At 62.3% G+C, this 3,221-nt stretch carries 2 protein-coding genes and 1 pseudogene; 1 reads left to right on the top strand and 2 read right to left on the bottom strand.

Going from position 1 to position 3,221, the window contains the following annotated elements; all coding sequences use genetic code 11:
* Positions 1 to 910: 910 nt before the first annotated feature.
* Positions 911 to 1,537 carry a hypothetical protein gene (locus ACFYR3_RS45580; RefSeq protein ID WP_389288311.1) on the top strand — a complete coding sequence of 209 codons (627 nt, stop codon included), beginning with the start codon at positions 911 to 913 and terminating at the stop codon, positions 1,535 to 1,537.
* Between the two features lie 83 nt (positions 1,538 to 1,620).
* On the opposite strand, the gene ACFYR3_RS45575 is transcribed toward ACFYR3_RS45580, so the two are convergent.
* Both ACFYR3_RS45575 and ACFYR3_RS45570 read right to left on the bottom strand, forming a co-directional pair.
* Positions 1,621 to 2,517, bottom strand: coding sequence for a hypothetical protein (locus ACFYR3_RS45575; protein WP_389288309.1), 897 nt, complete (start codon positions 2,515 to 2,517; stop codon positions 1,621 to 1,623).
* 274 nt (positions 2,518 to 2,791) lie between these two features.
* Positions 2,792 to 3,130, bottom strand: a pseudogene (locus tag ACFYR3_RS45570) (transposase); the annotation flags it as partial.
* Positions 3,131 to 3,221 lie beyond the last annotated feature (91 nt).

Below are 3,221 nucleotides of genomic sequence, written 5' to 3'. Positions count from 1 at the left end.
GCTACGAACGCAAAGCCGAACACTTCCTCGCCTTCGCCGCCATCGCCTGCACCCTCATCTGCTACCGCCGACTCACCAAATGAGATGACTTCTAAAACGCACCGCGCTGGCCAACCTCGCCGCCCTCACCCTCGACGAACCCACCCACGCTGTTCGAACAGGACTCCGCAGCATCCAGCACCGACCGGCCCTCCTGACCGCATTCCTCGCCCACACCGGACTCGAAATCCACCCAGCACCAACCTGATCAGCAAAGCTCAGCGAGCACTCCACCGACTGTGCCGGCCACCGAACCGTCTTTTTGGGGCACGCACGCCGGCGGGGTCGTAGCGGACGTACTTGTCGATGCGGAAGCCGGGCGGGCCGATGCGCTTCTCGCACCATTGGTAGACGGTTTCCTTGGGCGAAGGTGCCGGTCCGTGAAGCCTCCCCGGAGGATGGCTCCGCAAGGGCGGCAGGGATATCACTGCGTCCTACAATTCGGAAACACAGCGTGGGACTTTCCTTCGAGGCGCAGGGGAAAGACACGTGTCAGTCACGGTCGGGCGGCCTCCAGCACCGCGCGACGCAGGCGCGTCCCGCTTTGCCGGGTTGCCGGTCGGCACAAGCAGAGTGACACTGATTAGGAGGTAATCGCGCGTTCGCGGTACTCCATCTCCGTTTCTGAGCGTCCGACCTCCTTGTCGCCTAGGGCGCTGAACCACGAGGACCAGTCATGAAGCATCCAGGGTTGGATGACAATGACTCAAGAGGCAATTCTGGGCCGTGATGGGCCGGCATTCGCACAGTGATGCCCGGGTGGGGCGCTCTTTAGCTCCGCAGGGCAGCGACATGCATCGGGACGATTATTTCCCGTCAATCGATGGCCGGTCGATGGAACGAATGGTAAAATAAGCAGATCGGAACAGTCATGCCAACTGTTAGAACATCGCGGGAGTTCCAGGGCAATGGGCCCATCAGCTTGGTCGCGCTGAGTAAACTCGAGCAGAGATCATTTCCGGTCAGCGTTCGCGATCTCATCGCTATCCGTACGAAAACTATTCAGAGTAGGACGTCGGCAGGAGACGTCGATGCCGACGTCACCTTTGCATTCGCCAGTTCCGGCGGCTGGACGGCGTCCGTTAGCGTACACGACAACGGAACGATCACCGGTGATTCATTCGTGTTGGATCTGACACTGAACGGGATACCGAACAATGCTGGAACTCGCTTTACGGGTGAACTGCACACTGATGAAACAACTCAGCAATCGAAGAACGGCATCGATCCGAACATTCGAGCACATTTCGACCAAATAACATCGCTGCACGTCAAGCTTCAGGCAACACCTGACGTCGAGAGCGTGATCAGCGACATCGGCCTCTTCCTCGTAACGGCAGGAACCATTGCGTTCCTCACCGCTCCAGGAAAGGTTCAGGCTGGTCCCTGCACAAACCCCGATCAGCCGGACTGTGTGCAATTCACAAAGGTTCAAGGTGGCGGACCTTCAGATCCATCAGGCGATCCCACAGCCGGTGGAACTATCGGAAGGGCCTAGAAGCAAAAGCGCCTGGACTGTGTGTCCACCTATATCACTCGAAAGGAATGAAAATGACTGCATTGGTCGGGACATCCTCAGACTCAAATCCCGCAGTTTTCGGGGAGAGTGCACACGGCGAGGGAGTCCGGGGTACGGCGCATTCCCCCGATCACGGCGGCGTCGTCGGTACCAACGAGAGCGCTGGGCAAGGCGTTTTCGGGGAGAGTACACAGGGCGAGGGAGTCCGGGGTATGGCGCATTCCCCCGATCACGGCGCCGTCGTCGGTGGCAACCTCAGCGCCGGGCAAGGCGTTTTCGGGGAGAGCGCGCAGGGCGAGGGAGTCCGGGGTATGGGTCACTCGCCGGATCACGGCGCCGTGGTCGGTACCAACGATAGCGCCGCGCAAGGCGTTTTCGGGGAGAGTGCACAGGGCGAGGGAGTGCGAGGTGTGGGGCATTCCCCCGATCACGGCGCCGTCGTCGGCAGTAACGACAGCGACGGGCCGCAAGCAGCCGGCGTATTCGGCATAAGCAGCGGGACCGGCCCAGGCGTCATCGGGCAGAGCGAACACGAAGCTGGCGTACGGGGAACCAGCACCCAAGGCACAGGGGTCGTCGGAATCGGAGGCACATTCGCGGCTCAGTTCGTCGGAAAAGTTCAGGTCCAGGGCGATATAGAGGTCACCTCCGGACACGACCTGATCCTCGATGGCGCCGACTACGCAGAAGCACTCACGGCGGACGACGGCGACATCGCTGCCGGCTGCGTGGTAGTGGTCGGACCTGAAGGGAATGTGCGACGGTGCAGCCGCGAATACGACACCGCAGTCGCGGGCATCGTATCGGGCGCCGGCGGTGTGAAACCGGCTCTCATCCTCGACCGTCACGTCGGCAGCGTCAACGTGGCGCTCGTGGGGAAGGTGTGGTGTCTTGCCGATGCCGATCCGGCTCCGATCCGCCCAGGTGATCTGCTGACAACTTCGTCGACAGTCGGACACAGTCGGAGCGTCAGCGAGCACGATCGAGCCTTCGGCACCGTCATCGGCAAGGCCTTGACGCCACTTGCCAAGGGGCGCGGATTTATTCGCGTTCTTGTAAGTCCGCGTTAGCCTCGATCTTTCGTGACGGTCCGTCGGTTCTTCCGGTGGGCCGTTTCGGCTTGTCGCGCGGATTGTGGGCAGGGTGGCAGCCCGGCTGTCGTGCCGGGTGGACGCCGGTTTCCCCGGTTCCGGTGGGAGTGCTCCTGGTGCAGGGACGGGATGTTGTGGCTGGTCAGCCCGGGTTCGGAAGGGCCTCGAGTCGCTTGATGGCTTCGGTGATCACGTCGGTCCAGGGCCAGTGGCGGGCGAACCGGAGGTGCCGCCGACGGGCGGTGCTGACCAGCTGAGCGGCGGCGGAGAACAGTCGCAGCCGCAGTCGGCGGGGCTCCCAGAGCCGGGGCTTGCCGGTCAGGGCAAGCATCGGCAGCCAGGCCAACAGATCGAGTGCGAGCTGGACGATCTCCAGCCAGATCTGATTCTGCGCGCTCTCGTGCAGAGGCAGGTTGCGTAGACCGGTGGCACGCGCATTGCGTAGGCGGTCCTCCGCCCTCGCGCGTCGGCGGTGCCTAAGAAGTCATCTCATTTGGTGAGTCGGCGGTAGCAGATGAGGGTGCAGGCGATGGCGGCGAAGGCGAGGAAGTGTTCGGCTTTGCGTTCGTAGC

Origin of the sequence: Streptomyces sp. NPDC005784 (assembly GCF_042871525.1) — a bacterium.
Taxonomy (GTDB): Bacteria; Actinomycetota; Actinomycetes; order Streptomycetales; family Streptomycetaceae; genus Streptomyces.
This window is presented reverse-complemented; position numbering and strand designations above follow the sequence as displayed.